This is a genomic window from Sphingomonas sp. 3P27F8, from assembly GCF_005502745.1.
Lineage (GTDB): Bacteria > Pseudomonadota > Alphaproteobacteria > Sphingomonadales > Sphingomonadaceae > Sphingomonas.
On sequence record NZ_SCNL01000002.1, the window covers coordinates 131505 to 151894 of the forward strand.

At 64.5% G+C, this 20390-nt stretch carries 14 protein-coding genes and 1 tRNA gene; all 15 read right to left on the reverse strand.

Annotation, left to right across the window (positions count from 1 at the left end):
* Positions 1-32: 32 nt before the first annotated feature.
* Positions 33-1319, reverse strand: a complete 1287-nt coding sequence (locus tag FFS35_RS03235; protein WP_137785690.1) for an FAD-binding oxidoreductase — start codon at positions 1317-1319, stop codon at positions 33-35.
* Between the two features lie 115 nt (positions 1320-1434).
* A complete protein-coding gene (locus tag FFS35_RS03240) occupies positions 1435-2334 on the reverse strand; it encodes a bile acid:sodium symporter (protein ID WP_137785691.1) in 900 nt (299 codons plus the stop codon).
* A 12-nt stretch (positions 2335-2346) separates the two neighbouring features.
* A complete protein-coding gene (locus FFS35_RS03245; protein WP_137785692.1) occupies positions 2347-2826 on the reverse strand; it encodes a DUF3830 family protein in 480 nt (159 codons plus the stop codon).
* 13 nt (positions 2827-2839) lie between these two features.
* Positions 2840-4513 (reverse strand): DUF885 family protein, encoded by a 1674-nt coding sequence (locus FFS35_RS03250; RefSeq protein WP_137785693.1) that lies wholly within the window; start codon positions 4511-4513, stop codon positions 2840-2842.
* A 1-nt stretch (position 4514) separates the two neighbouring features.
* Positions 4515-6746, reverse strand: coding sequence for a prolyl oligopeptidase family serine peptidase (locus FFS35_RS03255; protein ID WP_137785694.1), 2232 nt, complete (start codon positions 6744-6746; stop codon positions 4515-4517).
* A 51-nt stretch (positions 6747-6797) separates the two neighbouring features.
* The gene (locus FFS35_RS03260) at positions 6798-8231 is read right to left on the reverse strand and encodes a M20/M25/M40 family metallo-hydrolase (RefSeq protein ID WP_171007485.1); all 1434 of its coding nucleotides are present in this window, start codon (positions 8229-8231) and stop codon (positions 6798-6800) included.
* A gap of 65 nt (positions 8232-8296) precedes the next feature.
* A complete protein-coding gene (locus FFS35_RS03265; RefSeq protein WP_137785696.1) occupies positions 8297-11377 on the reverse strand; it encodes a TonB-dependent receptor in 3081 nt (1026 codons plus the stop codon).
* Positions 11378-11495: 118 nt separating this feature from the next.
* Complete coding sequence (locus tag FFS35_RS03270; RefSeq protein ID WP_137785697.1) at positions 11496-13217, reverse strand: hypothetical protein; 1722 nt, start codon at positions 13215-13217, stop codon at positions 11496-11498.
* Between the two features lie 24 nt (positions 13218-13241).
* Positions 13242-14618, reverse strand: coding sequence for a M24 family metallopeptidase (locus tag FFS35_RS03275; RefSeq protein WP_249341425.1), 1377 nt, complete (start codon positions 14616-14618; stop codon positions 13242-13244).
* Positions 14619-15123: 505 nt separating this feature from the next.
* The gene (locus tag FFS35_RS03280; protein WP_137785936.1) at positions 15124-17004 is read right to left on the reverse strand and encodes a potassium transporter Kup; all 1881 of its coding nucleotides are present in this window, start codon (positions 17002-17004) and stop codon (positions 15124-15126) included.
* 164 nt (positions 17005-17168) lie between these two features.
* Positions 17169-17813 carry a hypothetical protein gene (locus FFS35_RS03285; RefSeq protein WP_137785698.1) on the reverse strand — a complete coding sequence of 215 codons (645 nt, stop codon included), beginning with the start codon at positions 17811-17813 and terminating at the stop codon, positions 17169-17171.
* Positions 17810-18244 carry a cytochrome c maturation protein CcmE gene (ccmE, locus tag FFS35_RS03290; protein ID WP_137785699.1) on the reverse strand — a complete coding sequence of 145 codons (435 nt, stop codon included), beginning with the start codon at positions 18242-18244 and terminating at the stop codon, positions 17810-17812. Before ccmE ends, FFS35_RS03285 begins: the two co-directional genes overlap by 4 nt.
* Before the next feature lie 97 nt (positions 18245-18341).
* Positions 18342-19067, reverse strand: a complete 726-nt coding sequence (ccmC, locus tag FFS35_RS03295; protein ID WP_137785700.1) for a heme ABC transporter permease CcmC — start codon at positions 19065-19067, stop codon at positions 18342-18344.
* A gap of 61 nt (positions 19068-19128) precedes the next feature.
* The gene (locus tag FFS35_RS03300) at positions 19129-20181 is read right to left on the reverse strand and encodes a Glu/Leu/Phe/Val dehydrogenase dimerization domain-containing protein (RefSeq protein ID WP_137785701.1); all 1053 of its coding nucleotides are present in this window, start codon (positions 20179-20181) and stop codon (positions 19129-19131) included.
* Positions 20182-20274: 93 nt separating this feature from the next.
* Positions 20275-20351: transfer RNA gene (locus tag FFS35_RS03305), tRNA-His, on the reverse strand.
* Positions 20352-20390 lie beyond the last annotated feature (39 nt).

Genomic DNA, 20390 nt, shown 5'->3' on the forward strand with positions numbered 1-20390 from the left:
TGCGTGGATCGCGGCTTATGGCGTCGAAGATGTCAGTCCGACAGATAGGCCATCGTCATCAATAGTTTGGGCAACAGCGTGGCCGCGGCGTGAAAACGGATCGGATGCGGCTGACGCGGCGTTACGGATAAAATTTCGTTGCTGTTCGACGCGATTGCCGCAGCGACTTCGATGCCAAGCTGGGTATTCACGCCGATACCGCGGCCGTTATCAGCCTGTATCGCGATCGCTCCATTCCCCAGATCATAGAGTTCGGGCAGAAACGACGTGTTCACACAGGCCACGCCCTCCCACATGAAGTCGATCTGCGGATCGGACATGGCGGGGAAGTGCCGGATCAGGCGACGCCTTGCCTCCCGCACATGCGCCTTCGGCCCGGATAGGAGAAACGATTTCGGGAAGGCCGAAATCATGCGTCCGTACCCATCGAGGCGCGCCGTGAAGAGATAGGGAACCTTGTCCGTCAGCGCGCCACCTTCCGGCATCAGAAGGGCGCGCTGCGCGGCCTCTTGTGGCGCGCTTGCGAACTGAACGACATGCAGCGGCAGCACGGTGCGATGCAGCGCCGGGTGAAGGGCGGCGTTGCCGGCATTGGCCGCGAGCACGACACGTCGCGCTGCGACAGCCCCTTCCGGCGTGCGCGCCAACCAGCGCGCGCCATCGTGTTCCAGCGCTGCTACCGGGCTTTCGGCGTATAGCCGCGCGCCCTGCCGCAGCGCGGCCCGCGCTATGCCACGAACATAGCCGAGCGGGTTGACGCCCCCGCCCTCCGCGAACCGCAGCGCGCCGCGATACCGCTCCACTCCGAACAGCCGCCGCGTCTCCCCGCCCTCGACAAACGTGACGTCATAACCGCGCGACCACCATTGGGCGGCATAGCCGCGCTGTTGCTCGACCAGCGCGTCGGTGTGCGCAGGGGTGTAGAAGCCGTCCTGCCGCGCGTCGCAATCGATCCCGTGGCGGGCGATCAGATCAAAAACCGCCCGCGCCGATCCGCCGATCATCCGCGTCATCCGCTCGCCGCTCGCCGCCCCGAGCGTCTGGCGGATGGTTTCCGGTGTATGGCGGATGTAATCGGGCGCGACGATGCCGCCGCTCCACCCGGTAGAGCGATCGCCCGGCTCGCCGGCCTCCAGCAACACCGCGTCCACGCCCGCCTCTGCGAGATGGAGCGCGGTCGTCATGCCCGCGATCCCGCCACCAACGACGAGCACATCGGCCTCGACGCTGGCCGTCAATACGCCAAGATCCGGCCCGGGCGCCGAAGTAGTCGCCCACACGGCACGGGTGGACGGGCAGGAATTAGCCTGACGCCGCATCACCGCTCCATCTTAAGCGTATGATCGCTGGCTGCCGCGAACGGCGCGGCTTCGGTGATTCTCATATACTCTGGAACTTTCTCGTTCGCCCGAAGTGGGCAATAATTGGCTAATTTCAGGCGACTGCCGCAGGCGCGACACGTCCGCGCTCGCCCCGCCGCGCGATCGTGACGAACAGCAGGACGAAGCAGAGCGCTACCGGTGTGTTCATGATCATCGGCAGTGACATCTCGTTATTGCCGACAATGCTCACCGCGATGAAGATTGCGGTACCCTCCTGACGCATCAGATGCTCGATCCCGATCGCGATGTTCTCGCGGCGCGCGAAACCGGCAAAGCGCACGATCAGCATCACGACACAGATCATGATGAGGTTGAGGATCACCGTGATCCAGAAAAGCGCGCCAAGATTCTCGCGCAGCACCGGCATTTGATCGAACAGGATGAAGCCGAACGCGGTGAACAATACGATCGTCGCGGCCTTCTTCAGGTACTTCCTCACTGTTCCCGCGATATTGGGTCGCAGCGCCCGCAGAGCGAAACCCGCCGCCGCCGGCAGCACCGTGATCGAAAATATGTCCCAGAAGAAAGAGCCCAGCGGCACATTCACATCGGCTTCCAGGCCCATGAAATGCAGCAGCGCGAAATGGGCGTAGAACGGCACCAGCAGGATATATGTCATGCTCAGGATCAACGTCATCGACATCGACAGCGCCAGATCGCCCTTCGCCATGTCAGTGAACAGATTGGACAGCATCCCCCCGGGCGTCGTGGCCAGAAGCACGAAACCCACCGCCAGCGCCGGCGTCGGCGCGACCGTAAGCGCCAGCGTCAGGCCGATCAGCGGCGGGACGATCAGCATCGAGCAGACGCCGAAGATCAGCGCACGCTTGTTGCGAAACACCTGGCGAAAGTCGGCCGCGGTGAGCGAAAGCCCCATCGCTGTCATGATCGCGACGAGCGATGCCGGAAGCACGGAATGGCTCAGGATCGCCATCAGATCAGCGTAAGTCATGCCCACGCCTCCTCAGACCGGCTCGACCGTTATGGTGCAGGCGCCGGCACGGCGAATGGCGCGGCAATCAGCGACTGCCTTGGGAAGATCCTCGTCGATAATCCGGGCACACACATTTGCCTGAATCCAGCCGAACGGCATCAGCAGACGGCCGCCCGCCCCGTAAAAGATGCCGATGTCATAAAATGGGCCGGGCGGTAATCCATGCGTGCTCCCGGCAGCCAGATACGCGAGCACCACATCCCCCTCGCGGGGATAGGATGTGGCATTCTCCGGGGCTATTGCTGGCGTGGCGATGCCTTCGGGCAGCGCGGACGACGGCATCGGCACCGAAATTTCCGGGCCGGTCCAGATCGCATGCATCGCCTCGAACGCGGCCCGTCGGGACGCGAGATCGCGCAGGAACGCGCAGGATTGCGGTGCCGCATCCACCAGTAACCGGCAGCGTGCGGACAATCCCGAGGCGGGCTCCGTAAAGCGGATCATGTCCATCGAAAGCACTCCCCTATTTGCCCGCCGTCATCGACAGATATTCTTCTTTCTGCAGCGCGATCGGCACATTGCCGTTCTGCCAGAGATAATCGTGAAAGCGCTTGATATCGAATGACTTTCCTTCGCGCACGCGCGCCTCGGCGAGAAATTCCGTCGTTTGCATCTTGCCGATCTGATAGCTGATCGCCTGGCCCGGCGCGGCGGCGAAGAACGTGGCCTCCTCCCGCGCGGTCGCCCGGTCCATGGGCACCATCCGCTCCAGATAGTCGGCCGCCTGGGCTATGGTGAATTCGCCCATGGCCAGCTTCACATCGACCTCGACCCGCAGCGCGCGCAATCGCGCGAAATTATAGATGATCTCGCGCGTTCGCGGCGCATCTGCCCAGAACCCCGCCTGAAGCATCATCTCTTCGGCGTAAAAGCCGGTGCCTTCGTTCGCGCCGCTGTCATAATAATGGCGACGCAGCGGATCGGGGTGCTTCCAGCCCAAAGTAAGCTGAAAGAAATGACCCGGCACGCCCTCGTGGACGATCACAGGGCGCGGATCGCGCATCAGCGACAGGTTGAAATAGCCCAGCGTCGGCGACGGATCGGGCAGATAGACGGTGGCGTTTTGCCCCACCCGCGCGATGCTGGTGAAATCGAATGTCCGCCCAAGCCAGCCGATCGGCGCAAGATAGGCGGGGAAGGCACGCGCGTTATAATGACCGGCCCATTCCGGCACGCTCAGCAAATTGTGCTCCGTCAGGAAGCGCCGAACCTTCAGCTCCTCCGCATCCAGTCTCGCCGTGACTTCGCCGATCGTCGAGCCGATGGGCAGTTCTGGCTGGCCCGTATTCCGGTTCCGTTCGATTGTTTCGAACAGGACAGAGCGGGCCCACTCCTGTCGCCCCATCACCAGAAGCTCTTCAGGTGAGTAGGGATAGAGCGCGACGCTGCCGAGGAAATACCGGTAGCTCTCGCGCCCTACCGCCGTCGTCGTCGGCAGCCCCGCGCGGTGCGCCTCCAGAAAGGAACGATAACCGGCGAAGGCGCCGACACTCCGTTCCACCGCGCTCTTCAGCCGCCGGCGCTGTCCGGCATCGGCATAAGGGCCAAGCCCGGTAGCCATGGCGCGCAGGCTCGGCGGAATCTCGGCGATCTGCGCCAGCGCGATATCGACGAACGGTCCGCGCATGTCGGTGAGATTGGCGCGGCCGGCCACCAGAACGGCTGGCGCATTTTCAAGCAGGCGGATCACCTCCTCGATCCGCTCGCGCGACAACGGCGGTGGCGGCAACAGCACCTCGAACACGGGATTGAGCGCCTGGGCGGTGTAAAAATGCGGTTGCCGACGCCACGCGGCGACATGGTCTATTTCCCACCTCACCCTCGCCAGCGCGGAACCGACCAAGCGATAATCTACCCTTTCGCTCACCGTGCGGGGCGAGCCGGCCAGCGCCTGCCACCGCGCCTCGAACGCGGCAAGGGTCGCCCGCTGGGCTGCGATCGAGGCCGGCGACCAGTCCGGCACCCATTTCGCCGGTCGCACGATACGCGGAATGTCATCGCTGCTCGCCGGCTGGGTGACGGCTCGCCAGGCCCAGAACTCCGCACCGAGATTCTGTATTGCCGGTTGTGCGGCGGCCGCCTGCGCCGCCAGCATCGTGGCGCAGGCGATGATGCCGGCGATAGCGCTACGCAGCATGTTACTTCCGGTTCTTCACATTGCGATCGAAGAAATCGACCATCTTCTTGAACGCGAAGCGCGCCTGCGGAAGATTGTCGCTCGCCCACGCATGGTTGGCGCCGGGCAGGGTAACCAGCTCGAACATCTGCTCGCGCCGGATCATCCCCTCCGCCAGCGCCATCGTATCAGAATAGAGCACGACCGGGTCCCGCGTGCCGTGGATAATCATCAGCGGGTCACGGATGCCCTGCGCCTGATAAAGCGCCGATTGCGCTTCGTATCGTTTGGGCATGTCGGCGCCTTCGGTCGGCCCCATGATCCACATCTGCTCGGGATAGGCGTGCCACACATTGGTGGCTGGCGCCCCCGCGATGCCCGCCGCATAGAGCCCCGGCTTTTTCGACAGGGACATGATCGTCATCAGCCCGCCGTAGCTCGATCCCCAGATTCCGATGCGCTTCGGGTCGGCATAGCCCTTCTCGATCAGATAGCGGACCCCGCTCTCCAGATCGTTGATGTCGGTTTCGCCATAGCTTTCATACTGCGTCTGGTTGTGGTCGCGGCCCTGGCCCCATGATCCGCGGACATTGACGTTGAGAACGATATAGCCCTGCGCCACGAAATATTGGTCGATGCCCCAGGTCGGGTGCGCGCGGCGGCCACCCCACTGATTATGCACGGAATCCGAATAAACGGAGCCGACGATCACCGGATAGCGCCTCGCCGGATCGTAGTTCGCCGGCAGGCTGACGCGCGCGACCAGATTCACCCCGTCGACATGACTGGGAAACTGCACGTAGCGGACGTCCGCCCAGGTCTGCGTGTAGAAATCCGGCTGGGGTGATCGGGTGACCTGCACCGCCCTGCCCGGTTTCGCTGTGTCGATCAGGTGCAGTTCCGGCGGCGTCGTGTCGTTGCTGTACCAGTCGGCGATCCGGCGGAAATCGGGTGAATATACCGGCTCGTGGGTGCCCGCCGCCGCTCCGCTGATCCGCTCGATCGGGCCGCCCGCCACGGAAACGCGATAGAGCTGCCGATCCGAAAGCGCCGACTCATTGGCCACGAAATAGAGTTGACGGTTCTTGGCATCCACCTCGAACGAGGCGATCTCCCAGTTTCCGCGCGTGATCTGGCGCGGTGCTTCGGCGGCCCTGCGCTGATGGTAAAGCTGCAGCCACCCGTCACGATCGGTGAGGATGATGAGGCCATCGTCGCCGGGCGCCCACGCCACCTTCCAGTCGGGACGAAGATGCCGGGGCTCGCGCAATGTATAGAATGTCTCGCGCACGCCGCTCGCGACATCGAAGACATAGACGGTATGTTCCTTGGCCTCCATGTCCGCACCGCTGATGAAGAGCCGCCTCCCGTCCGATGACAGGCCGTATCCCCAGATCGGATCCTTCGCATCCGGTCGCTCGAAGAGGCGCACCGCCCCAGAGGCGACGTCGACTACACCGATTGTCGCCTTCGCCGTTTCGTCGCCGGGGAAGGCGCGGATCACGCGGTTGTTCTGAAGACCGCCCCTGGCATAATAAAAGATGTCGCGCGCCGGCATCGCGCGATCATCCGCCTGCTGGAAAGCGATCGTTTTGCTGTCGGCGGACCATTGAAAATCTGCGACATACACTCTCGGATCGTCAGTGCCGGCAAGGCGCCGGGCGGCGTCTCCCCCGCCGGCTGCTGTGTCTCGCACCCACAATATTCCACCTTGCGCGTCGCTTTCGCGCGGATCGGCGGGGTTCCCCGAGACGAATGCCAGTTTGCTGCCGTCCGCCGAGACGGACAGGTTGCGCACGCCGTGCTTGTCGTTCTCGACCTCGATAACGCGACCGTCGGCTTCGCGGATGCGGAGCTGGCCGTCGAGCGTGAACGCCACCCTGCCGCGATCGAGGAAAACCGCCTGCGCGATGCCCTTCCGCTCCGCTTCCGGGCGCGCATCGCGGCCGAGAAACGTGAGCCGGGACTTTTTGCCGGTGACGGGCGAATAGGCCCAGATGTCGCGGAACGAATAACCATCCTCGTTCCACAGGAACAGGACGGTTCTGCCGTCGCGCGCCCAGCTATATCCTTCCGGCGGGATGCCGACCAGGCTCTTGTAGCGATACAGCCCGTCGATCGACAGGCTCGTGCCGGCAAGCTTCGGGGCGTCATGGGACCGAGCCTGCGCCGCTGCGGCTGGCGGCAAAGCCGCGAATGGCGCCACCAGCAAGAATGCGGCCAGCGAACGCCCGGAGGCAAGGAACAACGACATCTCAAACCACCTTACAGCCACGTATTTCAGCGAGCGCCCGCACAGCCAGTGCTACCGCGCCTTGCCGCCCACTTCCCGCACGAGCGTGTCCCAATATCCCAGTTCCTTGTAATAGGAGGCCAGCGGGATACGTTCGTCGGTGCCGTGCGCCCGCGCATCTTGCGGCATCACCAGACCGAGACTTCCTGCGCCATAGGTCGGAATTCCGGCGCGGCGATATTCGCGCCCCTCGGTTCCGCCGGACGACATGTTGGGCGTCAGGCGCGCGCCCGGCCAGCTTGCATCGAGCGCGCGTTGCAGCATCGCCATCACGTCGCTGCGGATCGGCGACGCGGGGCTTTCGACGGCCTCGCCGGTCAGCTTTACCGCGATCGCCGGATTGCCGGCCGCCTTGGCGATCTCTGCCTGCACATCGGCCACGCGCGTGCCGGGCAGGATGCGGCAATTGACGGTCGCGACAGCATTCTGCGCAAGTGCGTTCGGCGCATTCCCCGCGCGCAGCATCGTCGCCACGCATGTCGTCCACAGGAAGTTGCCGGCGGACGGATCCCGGCGCACGACCGCCAGCGCGTTGGCATCCTTGGGATCCGCAAGCAGCGCGCGCAGCGCGGTGCCGGTTTCTCCGCCCTTCTCCGCCGCCAGTTTTTCGGTCATCGCGCGGGTGATCGGATTGAAGATGACCGGGAAGCGCAGCGCCTTGATCCGCGTCAGCGCCGCTGCGAGATCGTAGATCGCATTGTCGTCGCGAGGTGCCGAGCTGTGGCCGCCCTTGTTGAGCGCCGTCACCTCGAACGTCGCGTTGGTCTTCTCGGCCGCCTGCATGCCGAAATCGAGCGGCACGCCTGCGCTCGTCACGGAGCCGCCGCCGGCATCGGCGTTGAGCGCGAATTCCGCCTTCCGCACCAGCGGATTGGCGATCACCGCGCGGGTCGAGAGCATGCCCGTTTCCTCATCGCCGGAAAAAGCGAGCAGCAGATCGCGTTCCGGCACCCAGCCCGCGCGCTTCAGCCGGGCGAAGGTGGAAACCAGGAGCGCGACGCCGAACTTGTCGTCCTGCGTGCCGCGGCCGTAAAGATAGCCGTCCTTCTCCACCGGCTTGTAGGGATCGGTGGACCAGTTTTCCGCCACCGCATCCACCACGTCCATGTGCGCAAGCAACGCGACCGGCCGAAGCGCCGTGTTACGCCCTGCGTATCGCACCACGAACCCCGAGGTCACCTCGCCGTCGATCGTTACGGGAACGCGGATGATATCGGCATCGCTGAAGCCTGCCCCCTTCAGCCGCGCCGCCAGCACGTCAATCAGCCGGGGGACGTTCCCGCGCCCCTTCGCCGTCGGAATCGCGACGATCTCCTCCAGCAGCGCGCGCGCGTCGGCGCGATCCTTGTCGGTCGCCTCCCAGCGCTGGGGCGGCGCGGCGGCCAGAGTGGAAACGGGGATCGCGGCACTCGCCGCAAGCAAGAGGAGGGACCAGGGCTTGGGCAAGGGCAATCCTATCCTTTTGATGTGCACCGGCCGCCCCCCTGAAGGGAGAGCGGCCGGGCCGTCCGTCAGAACTTTACCGATACGCTGGCGAACAGATACCGCCCCGTCGCGTCGTAGAACTGCGGGTAGGTATTGCCGTTGCCGCCATCCTCGATCGCCGAGGTGGTCGTCAGCGGCGGCGACTTGTCGAGAATGTTGTTCACACCCAGCGTGAGGCGCGCGTTCTCGAGCAGGTCGTAACCAAACGACAGGTCGAAATAGCTCCGGCTGTTCAGCGAGCGGTTCACGTCGGCGAAACTGCCGTTGAGCGCTTCCTGATTGCTGGTCTGCGAAATCTTCACCGAAGAAACGTAGCGCCAGGTAAGGCCGACATCGACGCCGAACGGGCTCGACCACGTGGTCAGCAGCTTGTGCCGCCATTCCGGACGCGGGCGGCCGCACAGCCCGCCGTACAGGCCGACGCACTCATAGATGTCCGCCGCGGGCGAACTGGGCAGCGGCTGGGTGCGGAAGCTGCGCAGATAGGTGCCGACAAGGTTGAAGTTGAACGTACCCATCGAATTCAGCGGCAGGCGATAGTCGACGGAGAAATCGATGCCGCTGGTCTTGAGCGATCCGGTGTTGACGTTGAAGCGCTCGAAATACCCCTGCGACGTCAGGAACAGTGTGCCGCCGGGCCCGCGGCGGATCGCGGCGCACGAACGCGGATCGGCGTTGTACAGGCAGTTCTTGAGCGCAAGGTTCGGATTCACGCTGCCGATCAGGTCGTTGACGGTGATGTTGAAGTAATCGACCGACATGGTGAACCTCGGAATGAAATCCGGCTGGAACACCGCGCCAAGCGACCAGGTATCGGCCTTTTCCGGCTTCAGGTTCCGATTGCCACCGATCAGCGAGTTGAACTGCCCTGCGGGGTTGTCGATGATGTTGCCATATTGCGCCGCCGTCACACCGGTGTTGGCGCATTGCGCCGCCGTCGCCAGCGGCGTCGCGCCCGAGCACGGATCGTAGCTGCCGTTCGCCAGCTCCGTCAGTTCCACCTCGAAGATCGACTGCGAAGCGAACAACTCCACGACGTTCGGCGCGCGGACGGCGCGCTGATAGCTGCCACGCAGCCGCAGCGCGTGAACTGGCGACCAGTTCAGCCCCAGCTTATAGGTGTTCGTCTTGAAACCGGTGCTATAGTCCGAATAGCGATATGCGCCTTCGAACGAGAGCAGTTCAAAGAACGGTCGGCTCTCAACCAGCGGCACGTTAAGCTCGGCGAACAATTCCTTCGCCACCGTCGAGCCGCTCACCGGATATTCCGGTTCCGGCGAGGTCTGATATGCCTCGTCGGGATTGAGGCTCAGCGTGTTCTTGCGATATTCCAGGCCGAACGCGATCCCCACGCCATGCGTCGCCCAGGGAAGCACGACGCCGTATTTGCCCAGATCGCCGTTCACCGACGCGACGATGTTGGTCAGCGCGGTTTCGCCGGTGATCTGCTGATCCTGCGCGATATAGGCAACGGATGCGGCGCTGGCCGGGTTGCCGCTGATGAGATCCAGCGGGGCGCAGCGCGAATCGTCGTTGAGCGAGCTTGCGTCGGCGTTGATGGCGCAGACGATCTGGCCGTTGGGGGCCGATCCGGTCCGGCGGTCGATCACCGCGTTCAGCGCATTGCCCAGTCGCGCGGTGCTGACATTGCCGACGAAGCGGCTGTTGTAGCTTACCTTCGAATAGGATCCGAACACGTCGTAGCTGAACGCTTCGTCGATCTTGCCGCGCACGCCGCCGACAAGGCGGAAGGTGCTGTGGTGGATGCTGTCGCGACGATTGCCACCCTCGACATTGCGGCGATTGATGATGAGCCCGTTGGCGATGGCGGCCGCGCCGACATAATTGCCGTTGGCGTCATAGTTGCTCGCCGTCGACAGCCCCGCGGCGCCGCACAGGAACTGCGACTGCTGCGCGCTGAGGAAGGCGTTGTCGCAATTCAGGCCGCCAGCGCTGCCGAAGATGCCGCCGGCGATGACGCCCGGCGCGATCTGCGCGGTGGATTTGTCATCCATGAAGCTGACTTCGAAATACGGAACGACGTGTTCGCTGATCTCATAATGCCCCATGGCGCCCAGCGTGTAGCGCTCGTCCGGCCGCTGATAATAATTGGCCGGCGCGAAATTGTATGTGCGGCGCCCGGCCACGAACGTCTTGTTGTCCGCCCGGAACTGGGTCGGCACGTTCACCAGCCCGCCGGTGTTGGCGAAGTTCGACGGGAAGTTGTAGCCGGAGCCGCTGCACGAATACTGGCTGCCGTTCTGCCCGGTCGCGCCCAGCGCGCAGGCGCTGTAATCATAGTCGGCCTGCAGGATGGGATTGATCTTGCGATAGGTGCCATAGGCGGTCACGTTTCCGCGACCGTCCGCCATGTTGCTGCCGATGACGACGGAATAATCCTGCGTGAAGCCGTTCCAGACGTTCTTGTCCGGCTTGGGATAGGCGCCCGGCACGAGCGCGTTGTTCGCATCGAGCAGGCTGCGCAGGCCCTTGTCACCGTTGCCATGCTGATAGCCGCCGACATTGGCGGTGATCTTCACGCCCTGGAAATCGTCGATGAGGTTGAAGTTGACGACGCCCGCGATCGCGTCGGAACCATAAACGGCGGAGGCGCCCCCGGTGAGCACCTCGACATTGCGGACCAGCGCCGCGGGCACCTGGTTGATGTCCGATGGCGTCGACTTGGGCGAACCGTAGGGCAGCCGCCGGCCGTTCACGAGCACCAGCGTGCGCGACGGGCTTAGGCCGCGAAGATCGACCTGGGCGGTGCCGGTCGCCTCGTTCGAGTTGGCCGAGCCCTGCGCGGCGAACACCTGCGGCAACTGGTTCACCAGATCCTCGGCGCGGCTCACGCCGCGGCTGGTGAATTCCGCCGCGCCGATCTGCACGACCGGGCTTACGCTCTCCAGGTTCGCGGAGCGGATACGCGAGCCGGTGACGACCACATCACCGCCAGTGGCCGAGCCGGAATCAGCCGTGTCCGAAAGCGGTGCGCTGGCAGGCGATACGGGCGCGGATGCCTCCTGCGCCTGCGCGATCTGCGCGGTCACGATCCCGATGACGGCCGTGCCCGTCAAAAGCGCCATTCGTTGAAATGTCGTGGTCATTGGTAACCCTTCCCCTCATGCGCCGCGCGCGACGCGTCTCCCGGTTCGGGCCGCCGGCTGGCGACCCGTCTGCTTGCTCGTGCTCAAAAAATGCTGGCGGTTGCCGTGCTTTCGCCGATCAATATCGCCAGCTTGTGAGGTCCGCCCCCGGCGGGGCAGACGCCTCGATCCGCTTAAGTATCTTCGGCAGATAGAATGTGTTGTACCGCAGTCGCGAAATGGCATTCGGATTGGCGTGGTCGCCGCTCCAGCAATGTTCCGCGCGATCCCCGTAATCCACCTCGCCCTGATACGGCGGATCGGCCTTCTTCAGGAAATCCTCCATCAGATAGACTGCGTTGTTCAGATAGAAATTATCCATATCCCCCACATAGATATGGATCTTCCCCTGAAGCTTTGGCGCCAGCGTCTTCCAGTCACGCTCAAGGATATGGCGAAGATCGTAATTCTCGCGCCAGTAATCCGCGACCTTCGGATCGATCACGCCGGTGCGCTTGTCCCAGATACGTTGAGGATAGCCGTCCGCTCCATTCGGCGAGAACACCGCTTCCCAGATATCCCACTGTCCGCCGGAACGGGTCTTGTCGCCCATCACCAGTTCCCAGCGGTTCTCCATCTCCATCGTGTAGGGGGAGTTGTCGAGATAATCGCGCTTTCCGGCGCGGGCGACCTTCGTGAACGGCCCCTCGTGATAATATGCGTTCTTGTCCTTGTAGATGTTGGTCAGCATCATCTGGCGGAAATCGATCGGATCCGGGCAGGCGGCGAATGCGCCATTGTATTGATCCGGGTATTTCACCTGCACGCCCAGCGCTTCCCAGCCGCCGGTCGACCCGCCGTACATGAAGCGTGACCAGTTCTTGCCCAGGCCGCGGAACTTCTTTTCCAGCGCGGGAATGAATTCGTACGTGATGGCATCGCCATACGGCCCGATATTGGCAGAATTTACCGCATAGGAATCGTCGTAATACGGATTGGAATGGTCGATCTCGACCACCAGATAGCGGGGGAATTTTTCCGAAACCCACTGTTTGTAGAAGTTATAGGCCTCTTCCTGCTCGGTGCGGTTGTAGCACGGCAGATTGAAGCGCTCGCTTGGTTCGCACTTCAGGTCGGGATCGGGCGGCGTGGTGCGAAATCCGCCGAAATCGGCCGGGAAATGGCCGTGGAAGATCATCAGCGGATAATGCGCCTCGGGATGCTTGTCGAAGTCCTTCGGCACCAGCACATGGCCACGCAGATAGATGTCGCGGCCCCAGAACTTCGACAGCTTCTCGCTGCGGAACTTGAAGCGCCGTATGAACTCGCTGTCCTTCGGCTCGGCGATCGCGGGATTTACCTTGTCCAGCGTCAGTTCGATCGCGCCGGGCTTCGCCGGGTCGAAATCGATAACCTGCGGGGTGCTCACCAGATTGCCCGGCTCGAGCCGCCAGTTCTGGCCCGCGCCGCGCGGGGCGGGCAGCTTCACCGTCTTGCCGCTGGCCAGGCGATAGGTGTCGTAGCGGTGAAGCACCGCCTGCGCATGATAGCGCCCGGCCGGAACCTTGCCGAGCGCCTCGGCCGGAAAGCCGAGCACGTCGCCGCCGATGGTGGCGCTTTCACCGCGCTTGAGCCCGTCCACCGTCACGCCGAACATCTGGGCGCCGAAATAGTCCGGCCGGGTCTGGAAGCGCGGCTCGGTTTCGCCGTCCGGGGTCAGGATCACCATGATCCGACCATCAAACGATGCGTCCGTGGCGGACGCCGGCACGGTTACCTTGAATGTCTCCGCCATCGCCGGCACGGCGCCCAGCGCAAGCGACGCTGCCGCTGCCGATAACAAGAACTTCCCACAGTTCATGGCCTTACCCCCCTGCAATAGCCGTTACTGGTCGCCCTTGATGAGCGTGATCTCGGTCTGTCGCCCGTCGAGGAAGCGCACCTTGCGCCCATCGAAATAAGCGTTCTCCTCTGACCGGAACTGCACCTCCTGCCCGCCCCATTCCGGGACTGGAGCGTACGCGGCCAGTTCGATCGACCACGTCGTATTGGCATGGATCGGATAGAGCCCCCGCTCGTCGCCGTTCTGATTGTCCCAGAACCCGATCGCGGTGCCCGCCGCATGGCCGTGATAGCCCAGCGGGTGTGAGTAGATCGACGGCTTCAGCCCCGCCGCGATCGCCTTCGCGCGCGCCGCGGCCAGCACCTCGTTGCCGGTCGCGCCTTCGCGGAAGGAGGCGAGCAGCGCGTCCTGCACGCCGTTGGCGGCCCGCAATCCGGCGCGCAACCCCTCCGGCGCCCGCGTCTCGCCCGGCTTCAGCACATAGGCCAGATGCTGGGTGTCGGTGTTGAGGCGGAGATAGGTGATGCCGAAATCGGTCCACAGCATGTCGCCCGGCTGGATGACGGTATCGCCCTCCAGCATCTCCTTCTGCCCCTGGCGAAGCACCGCGACCGAGGGCTGGAACCACGTCTTCAGCCCCAGATCGCTCAGCCGCTGGCGATACCACCACACCACGTCGTCCGTCGTGGTCTTGCCCGGCGTGATGACCTTTCGCGAAAAGGCTTCGCCGATGACCGCATGCGCCATCCGCAGAATACCCGGATAAATCTGCATTTCCTGCGGCGTGCGCGTTTCGAGCCAGCCGATCGCCAGCTTCTCGCCCGAAACGATCCGCGAACGATAGGGTTCGGGCAACGCCGCCTTCATCTCGCCAAATTGGCTCAGCGTCATGCCGTCGGCGAAGGCGGAGAGCGCGGAGGTATTGATGGCGATCGAGCCGGGATTGCGCGCCGCGATGATGTCCGCAACGGCCTTCCATTGATCGGGCTGCGCATCGGGGTTCCATGCTGGCTTGAACAGGCCGCCCAATCCGTAGCGGCTGACCGTCAGACGCTCGATCGGCTTGCCGCCGCCGGGATCGAAAAAGATGAGGATCGTGCGGCGCCGTGCATGAAGGCTCTCCGCGTTCAGCATGGTCGCGACCACGGGCTCTTCGAAATACTCGCGCGCCATCAGCACCCACATCGCGATTTTCTGATCGCGCATCAGACGCGGCACCACCGTGTCGAGCCGGTCGGCGAGGATGCGGTTCTCGAGGGCGGCGCGCTCCCGGATCGGGAGGATTTGCGGAAGGGCCGGGGCTTGCTGCTCGACGTCCGACATGGGGACCGCCGCGAGCGGAACCTGACCCGTCGCAGCCGCCGGAGCGACCAGCGCCAGCACGGCAGCAATTGGAGTCGCGCCTGCCACGCGCGCCATAAACCTCGTTCTTCCCATGATCCCCCCGGCGCATATTGAATGCATTATCGTATGCTAATGCACATATTTCAGTTGTATGTCAATTTTCACCGAACGGCGGGCGGGCGCTACGGCCGCCACCGAAATCGGTCCGTTCGATTGCCCGGAAAGCGCAAGCTTTCACCGCCGGAGACGCGCGAGCGGGCCCTTGATCGTTGCGGGGAGCGTTATCCCGAAACCGGGACAGCACGCTTTATCGCCCGCATATCCGCAAGGGCGTGATGGTTTATCGGGATCCGGCGGGAAGAGTGATTCCCGGACTGACGGGATATCAATCGCGGCAGAACACGCGCACCGGTTTCAAAGGCGCGGCTGAAAGATCAGAGCGGCCGAAGCCCGGTCCGGCCTGACCCCGCGGACGATGATCTATCCGCCGTCGATCAGCCGCACCATCGGCGGTTTATCCTGCCGATTGCGCCTATCGATCGTTGCTTCCCGACATCGGCTTGCCCGCGCTCGCGCCGCGTCAGATCTCGATCTGCGTGCCCAGTTCCACCACACGGTTCGTCGGCAGGTGGAAGAATTCCATCGCGCTTTCGGCGTTGCGCAACATCCAGGCGAACAGTTTCTCGCGCCAGATCATCATACCCGGTCGCTCGGACGGCAGCAGGGTCTGCCGCGAGAGGAAGAAGCTGGTGTCGATCATGCGGATATCCGCGCCACAACCATGGAACCGCTTCAGTGCGGCGGGCACATCCGGCGCCTCCATGAAGCCATAGCGCAGGATGACCCGGTGGAAACCCTGCCCGAGATCATCGTGCAGGAAGCGATCATCCTCGGGGAAATAGGGCATGTCGGTGACCTTCACGGTTAACAGGATCACCCGCTCGTGCAGCACGCGATTGTGCTTGAGGTTGTGGAGCAACGCATGCGGCACGCCCTCCGGCGTCGAGGTCATGAACACCGCGGTGCCGGGCACGCGCGTGGCAGAGTTGGCGGCCGAGCCGATGAACACCTTGATCGGCATCGCGCCCTCGCGCATCCGGTGGATCATCAGCTTGCGCCCCGTGGCCCAGGTCGTAAGCAGCACGAAACAGACGGCCGCGACCAGCAACGGGAACCAGCCACCGTCGAAGATCTTGGTCAGGTTAGAGGTGAAGTACAGGCCGTCGATAAACACGAACACGCCGACGAACGGCGCCACCGTCCACAGCGGCCAGCGCCAAACGCGATAGATCAACACCCCGACCATACAGGTCGAGATGAACATCGTCCCCGTCACCGCGATGCCATAGGCCGCCGCGAGGTTGGACGATTCGCGGAAACCGAAAATCAGCAGCAGCACCATCACCATCAGTGACCAGTTGACCGAGGCGATGTAGATCTGGCCCGCCTCCGATGCGCTGGTATGGCTGATGCGCAGGCGCGGCATCAGGCCGAGCTGGATCGCCTGATGCACGACCGAATAGCATCCGGTGATGACTGCCTGGCTGGCGATCACCGTCGCCACCGTCGCCAGGATGACGAGCGGCAGCCGCCACTGCTCGCTGGCCATAAGGAAGAACGGATTCTCGGCGGCGGCCGGATTGCCGAGCAACAGCGCCCCCTGCCCGAGATAGTTGAGCATCAGCGCGGGGAAGATGAACCACAGCCACGCCACGGCGATCGGGCGCCGGCCGAAATGCCCCATATCGGCGTACAGCGCCTCCGCCCCGGTCAACGCGAGCACGACCGAGCCAAGCGCCAGAAACGCCAGCCGGCCATCGCTCGCCGCGAACCGCACCGCCCAGCGTGGATCGAGCGACAACAGGATCTGCGGCTGGTGCAGGATGTGGATCACGCCGAGCACCGCGATCGTGACGAAATAGATCGCCATGATCGGCCCGAACAGATTGCCGACCTTGGCCGTGCCGACCGACTGGAAATAGAACAGCGCTACCAGGATCGCGACGGCGATCGGGATGACGAAGCTGCCGAATCCCTGCTCCACGGTCGCAAGCCCTTCGACGGCGGACAGCACCGACACCGCCGGGGTAATCATGCAATCGCCGAAGAACAGGGCGGTCGCCAGCACGCCGAGGATGACGAGGCTCGTGCCCCATCGCTTGCCCGTCGCGCTGCGGCGCTGGATCAGCGCAAGCAGCGCGAGGCTGCCGCCTTCGCCTTCATTGTCGGCGCGCAGGATCACCATCACATATTTGAACGTGACGATCAGCACGAGTGACCAGAAGATCAGGCTGACGACACCGAAGATATGCAGCTGATCGACCGTCAGCGGGTGGTGGCCGACGAACACTTCCTTCATCGAATACAGCGGGCTGGTGCCGATATCGCCGTAGACGACGCCGATTGCTCCCACCGCCAGCTTGGCAAGGCTGTCGCGGCGCAGGTCGTGGCCGTGCGGCACGCCCGGGGTTTGGGATGTGCTCACGAAAGAGTCGCGGAAACCGGATTCACGGCAGATAGCCTGCAATCACCTGTTGAAGCGGCGCGCCTAGCACGGCCCCATTGGGCCCGCAACAGCGCGGCGGGCCGCGATGGCCGGGCCCGTCGCCGCCGGTTTCAAGCTGTTCAGCGCTGACCCGGATTCCGTAGCGGCAATGCCAGCACCCGATCGAGCATTATCAACTGGCGCACGATCTCTTTGCCATAGTCCGATCCGGGCGCGGACAGCAGCGCCGCCCGCTTCCACAGCGGGCGCGCCGCCGGGAGATTCCCGGCGCGGACATAGGCGAGCCCCATATAATAGACCGGCGCCGGATGGCGCGGCGCGAGACGAATCGCCTGCCGGAACGCCGCCAGCGCGGGCGGAGACATCTGGTTGCCGTCATGCAGCGCCAGATTGGTGCCGAGCTGGGTCCACAGGATGTAGCTGCCGGGAATCGCCCGAATGCCACCAAGCACGACCTGGGTGGCGGCGGCGGTATCGCCGGTGCGCAGCATCGCGTCCGATGCCATCACATAGGCGGTGTCGGCGGTGTAGCGCCCGATCATCCGGTCACGCAGGGCGATCACGGCCGGCTCCACCGCGATCGGCTCGGTCGTCGGCGTGGCGGGATGCGCAGCGAGTCCGGGCCGCCCCTGCCACGCATAGCCCGCCGCACCGAGGAACAGCGCGGCGCCGGCGATCGACCACAGGACGCGCGGCAACCGGAAGATGACAAGTGCCGAAAATGCCAGCAGCCCGAACAGCGCCAGGGTGAGATAGCCGCTCATTGCTCCAGCGTCTTCGTTTCGTGCATCTTGCCCGCCACTTCCGGGGGCATGTATTTCTCGTCGTGCTTGGCAAGCAGATTGCTCGCGACGAACGAGCCGTCGGGGCGGAACTCGCCTTCCGCCACCACGCCGGAATTTTCCTTGAACAGATCGGGTGCGATGCCGGTGAACGTCACCGGGGTGGTCGCCTTGCCGTCGGTTACGACGAAATGGATCGTCACCCCGTCGCCCGCGCGCTTGATCGAGCCGTTCTGCACCATACCCCCGAGCCGCACCGCCCTTCCCAGTGGCAGCGTCTGCGCGCTGACGTCCGACGGCGCGTAGAAGAACGCTGCCTGATCCTTGAGCGCGGAAAGCGCGAGCAACGCCGCGCCGACGACCGCCGCGAGCGCCAGCAGCGCCAGCGTCAGCCGCTGATGCTTGGCCTTCACTTCTCCGCCTTCCGCATCGCCCGCCAGCTCCACAAAGCGACGAGCGCCGCGCCGCCCAGCGTGACGGCATAGGCGGCCATGACGAAGGGCCACGGGCTCATGCCGCCGCCTTCCGGCGCAGCCGCGCCTCCGCCTTGGCCGTCGCCAGGATCGCGCGCATCCGCATCAGGACGATGCCGATGAAAAGCAGGCTGAAGCCGGCCAGCATGATCGGCAGCGGCCATAGCAGTTCGGGAGCGATCTTCGAGCCGGTCAGCCCGATGCTCTGCCCCTGATGCAACGTGTTCCACCAGACGACCGAATAGCGGATGATCGGCAACAGCACGGTGCCCGCTATCCCGAACAGTGCCGGAATCCGCCCGTCGCCGCCGCGCTCGCGATCCGCGCGGGCGAGCGCGATATAGGCGAGATAGACGAAGAACAGCAGCAGCATCGAGGTGAGCCGCCCGTCCCATTGCCAATAGGTGCCCCAGGTAGGCCGCCCCCATAATGCCCCGGTGAAGAGGCAGATCAGCGCGAAGGCGGCGCCGGGCACCGCGATCGCCCGCGCCGCCACGTCCGCGAGCGGATGGCGCCAGACGAGGAAGGCGGTGCTCGACAGCGCGATCCCGCTCCACCCGCCCATGCCGAGCCACGCGGCGGGCACATGGATATAGAGGATGCGCACCGTCTCGCCCTGCAGATAGTCGGGCGGGGTCTGGGTCAGCCCGGCCCAGCAGCCGATCGCGATCAGCGCCACGCCCAGCCAGGTCGCCACCGGGGTGAGCGGTCGCGCCAGCTTCAGGAAGCGGGCTGGATTGGCAAAGGCGTGGAGCGCGGGCACGATGCTGGGCCAATATGGCAAGATCGCCCGGGCGTCACCCCCCGACGATCGGCTGAGATGGTCAGCCGCGCCCGATCAGCCGTTGCGCGATCCGATCCGCCACTTCGGACGCGGGCGCCCCGCTCGCCTCGCTCTCGTCCCACACCTGATTGAGCCGATCCGGGATGCGGGCGATCCGCGCGCGCACCTCCGCCTCGTCGCCCTGCCCGAGATACTCCAGCCCGACGTTGATGATCCCGCCGGCGTTGATGACGTAATCGGGGGTATAGAGAATGCCCCGTTCGTGGATTCGCCGCCCGTCGGCACTGGTGGCGAGCTGATTGTTCGCCCCGCCGGCGACCACCTTGGCCTTCATCGCGGCGATCGATGCCTCGTCGAGGATCGCGCCCAGCGCATTGGGGCTGACCAGATCGACATCGAGCGACAGGATCTCATCCGTTGACGCGACGTTCGCGCCGATCTCCGCCGCCAGCGCCTCGGCGCGCGCCCGGTCCACGTCCGCGATCGTCAGGATCGCGCCGTCGTTCGCCAGCAGCCGCGCGACACCGCCGCCGACGGAGCCTACCCCCTGCACCGCGATCCGCACGCCCTTCATGTCGCCGGCACCAAGCCCGCGCTTCGCCGCCGCCTTGACGCCGAGATAGACGCCCATCGCCGTGTATGGCCCGGGATCGCCGCCCGCCGCGCCGCTCGCGACCGGCAGGCCCGAGACATAGCGCGTCTCGCCGGCGATCACCTTCATGCGCGCCTCGGACATGCCGACATCCTCGGCGGTCACGTAGCGGCCGCCCAGCGATTCGACCGCGCGGCCGAACGCCTTGAGCTGCGCCTCGCTGATCGTCGCGCCGGCCGCGGGGGCGAGCACCACGCCCTTCCCGCCGCCCAGCGCGAGATCGGCCATCGCATTCTTGTAGCTCATCCCGCGCGACAGGCGCAGCGCATCGGTGATCGCGCCATCGGTGGAGGCGTAATGCCAGAAGCGAACGCCGCCCGCCGCCGGGCCAAGCGTGGTGGAATGGATCGCGATGATCGCGTGAAGGCCCGAGCCGGGATCGGTGAACAGGTGAACGCCCTCATGGGCGTCAAAATCCGGAAAGCCCCAGTCGATGGTCATCGCAATCTCACCTAGCGCGCAAGAAAAACACCGATGGGCGCAATAAAGTTATGGACGGCCAAACGCCAGCCAATTCGCTATGATGAGGGAAAATGGGGCGATCGACGGGACTTGAACCCGCGACCCTCGGTACCACAAACCGATGCTCTAACCAACTGAGCTACGATCGCCGCAAGGAATGCGCGCCCCTAGCGGTGGTGCGGGCATCT

What these genes read in the sequence shown, in the direction of transcription:
- FFS35_RS03240 (WP_137785691.1), bottom strand. Translation starts at nt 2,334, where the DNA reads ATGACTTACGCTGATCTGATGGCGATCCTGAGCCATTCCGTGCTTCCG.
- FFS35_RS03245 (WP_137785692.1), bottom strand. Translation starts at nt 2,826, where the DNA reads ATGGACATGATCCGCTTTACGGAGCCCGCCTCGGGATTGTCCGCACGC.
- FFS35_RS03235 (WP_137785690.1), bottom strand. Translation starts at nt 1,319, where the DNA reads ATGCGGCGTCAGGCTAATTCCTGCCCGTCCACCCGTGCCGTGTGGGCG.
- FFS35_RS03275 (WP_249341425.1), bottom strand. Translation starts at nt 14,618, where the DNA reads ATGGCGCGCGTGGCAGGCGCGACTCCAATTGCTGCCGTGCTGGCGCTG.
- FFS35_RS03265 (WP_137785696.1), bottom strand. Translation starts at nt 11,377, where the DNA reads ATGACCACGACATTTCAACGAATGGCGCTTTTGACGGGCACGGCCGTC.
- FFS35_RS03250 (WP_137785693.1), bottom strand. Translation starts at nt 4,513, where the DNA reads ATGCTGCGTAGCGCTATCGCCGGCATCATCGCCTGCGCCACGATGCTG.
- FFS35_RS03285 (WP_137785698.1), bottom strand. Translation starts at nt 17,813, where the DNA reads ATGAGCGGCTATCTCACCCTGGCGCTGTTCGGGCTGCTGGCATTTTCG.
- FFS35_RS03255 (WP_137785694.1), bottom strand. Translation starts at nt 6,746, where the DNA reads ATGTCGTTGTTCCTTGCCTCCGGGCGTTCGCTGGCCGCATTCTTGCTG.
- FFS35_RS03270 (WP_137785697.1), bottom strand. Translation starts at nt 13,217, where the DNA reads ATGAACTGTGGGAAGTTCTTGTTATCGGCAGCGGCAGCGTCGCTTGCG.
- FFS35_RS03300 (WP_137785701.1), bottom strand. Translation starts at nt 20,181, where the DNA reads ATGACCATCGACTGGGGCTTTCCGGATTTTGACGCCCATGAGGGCGTT.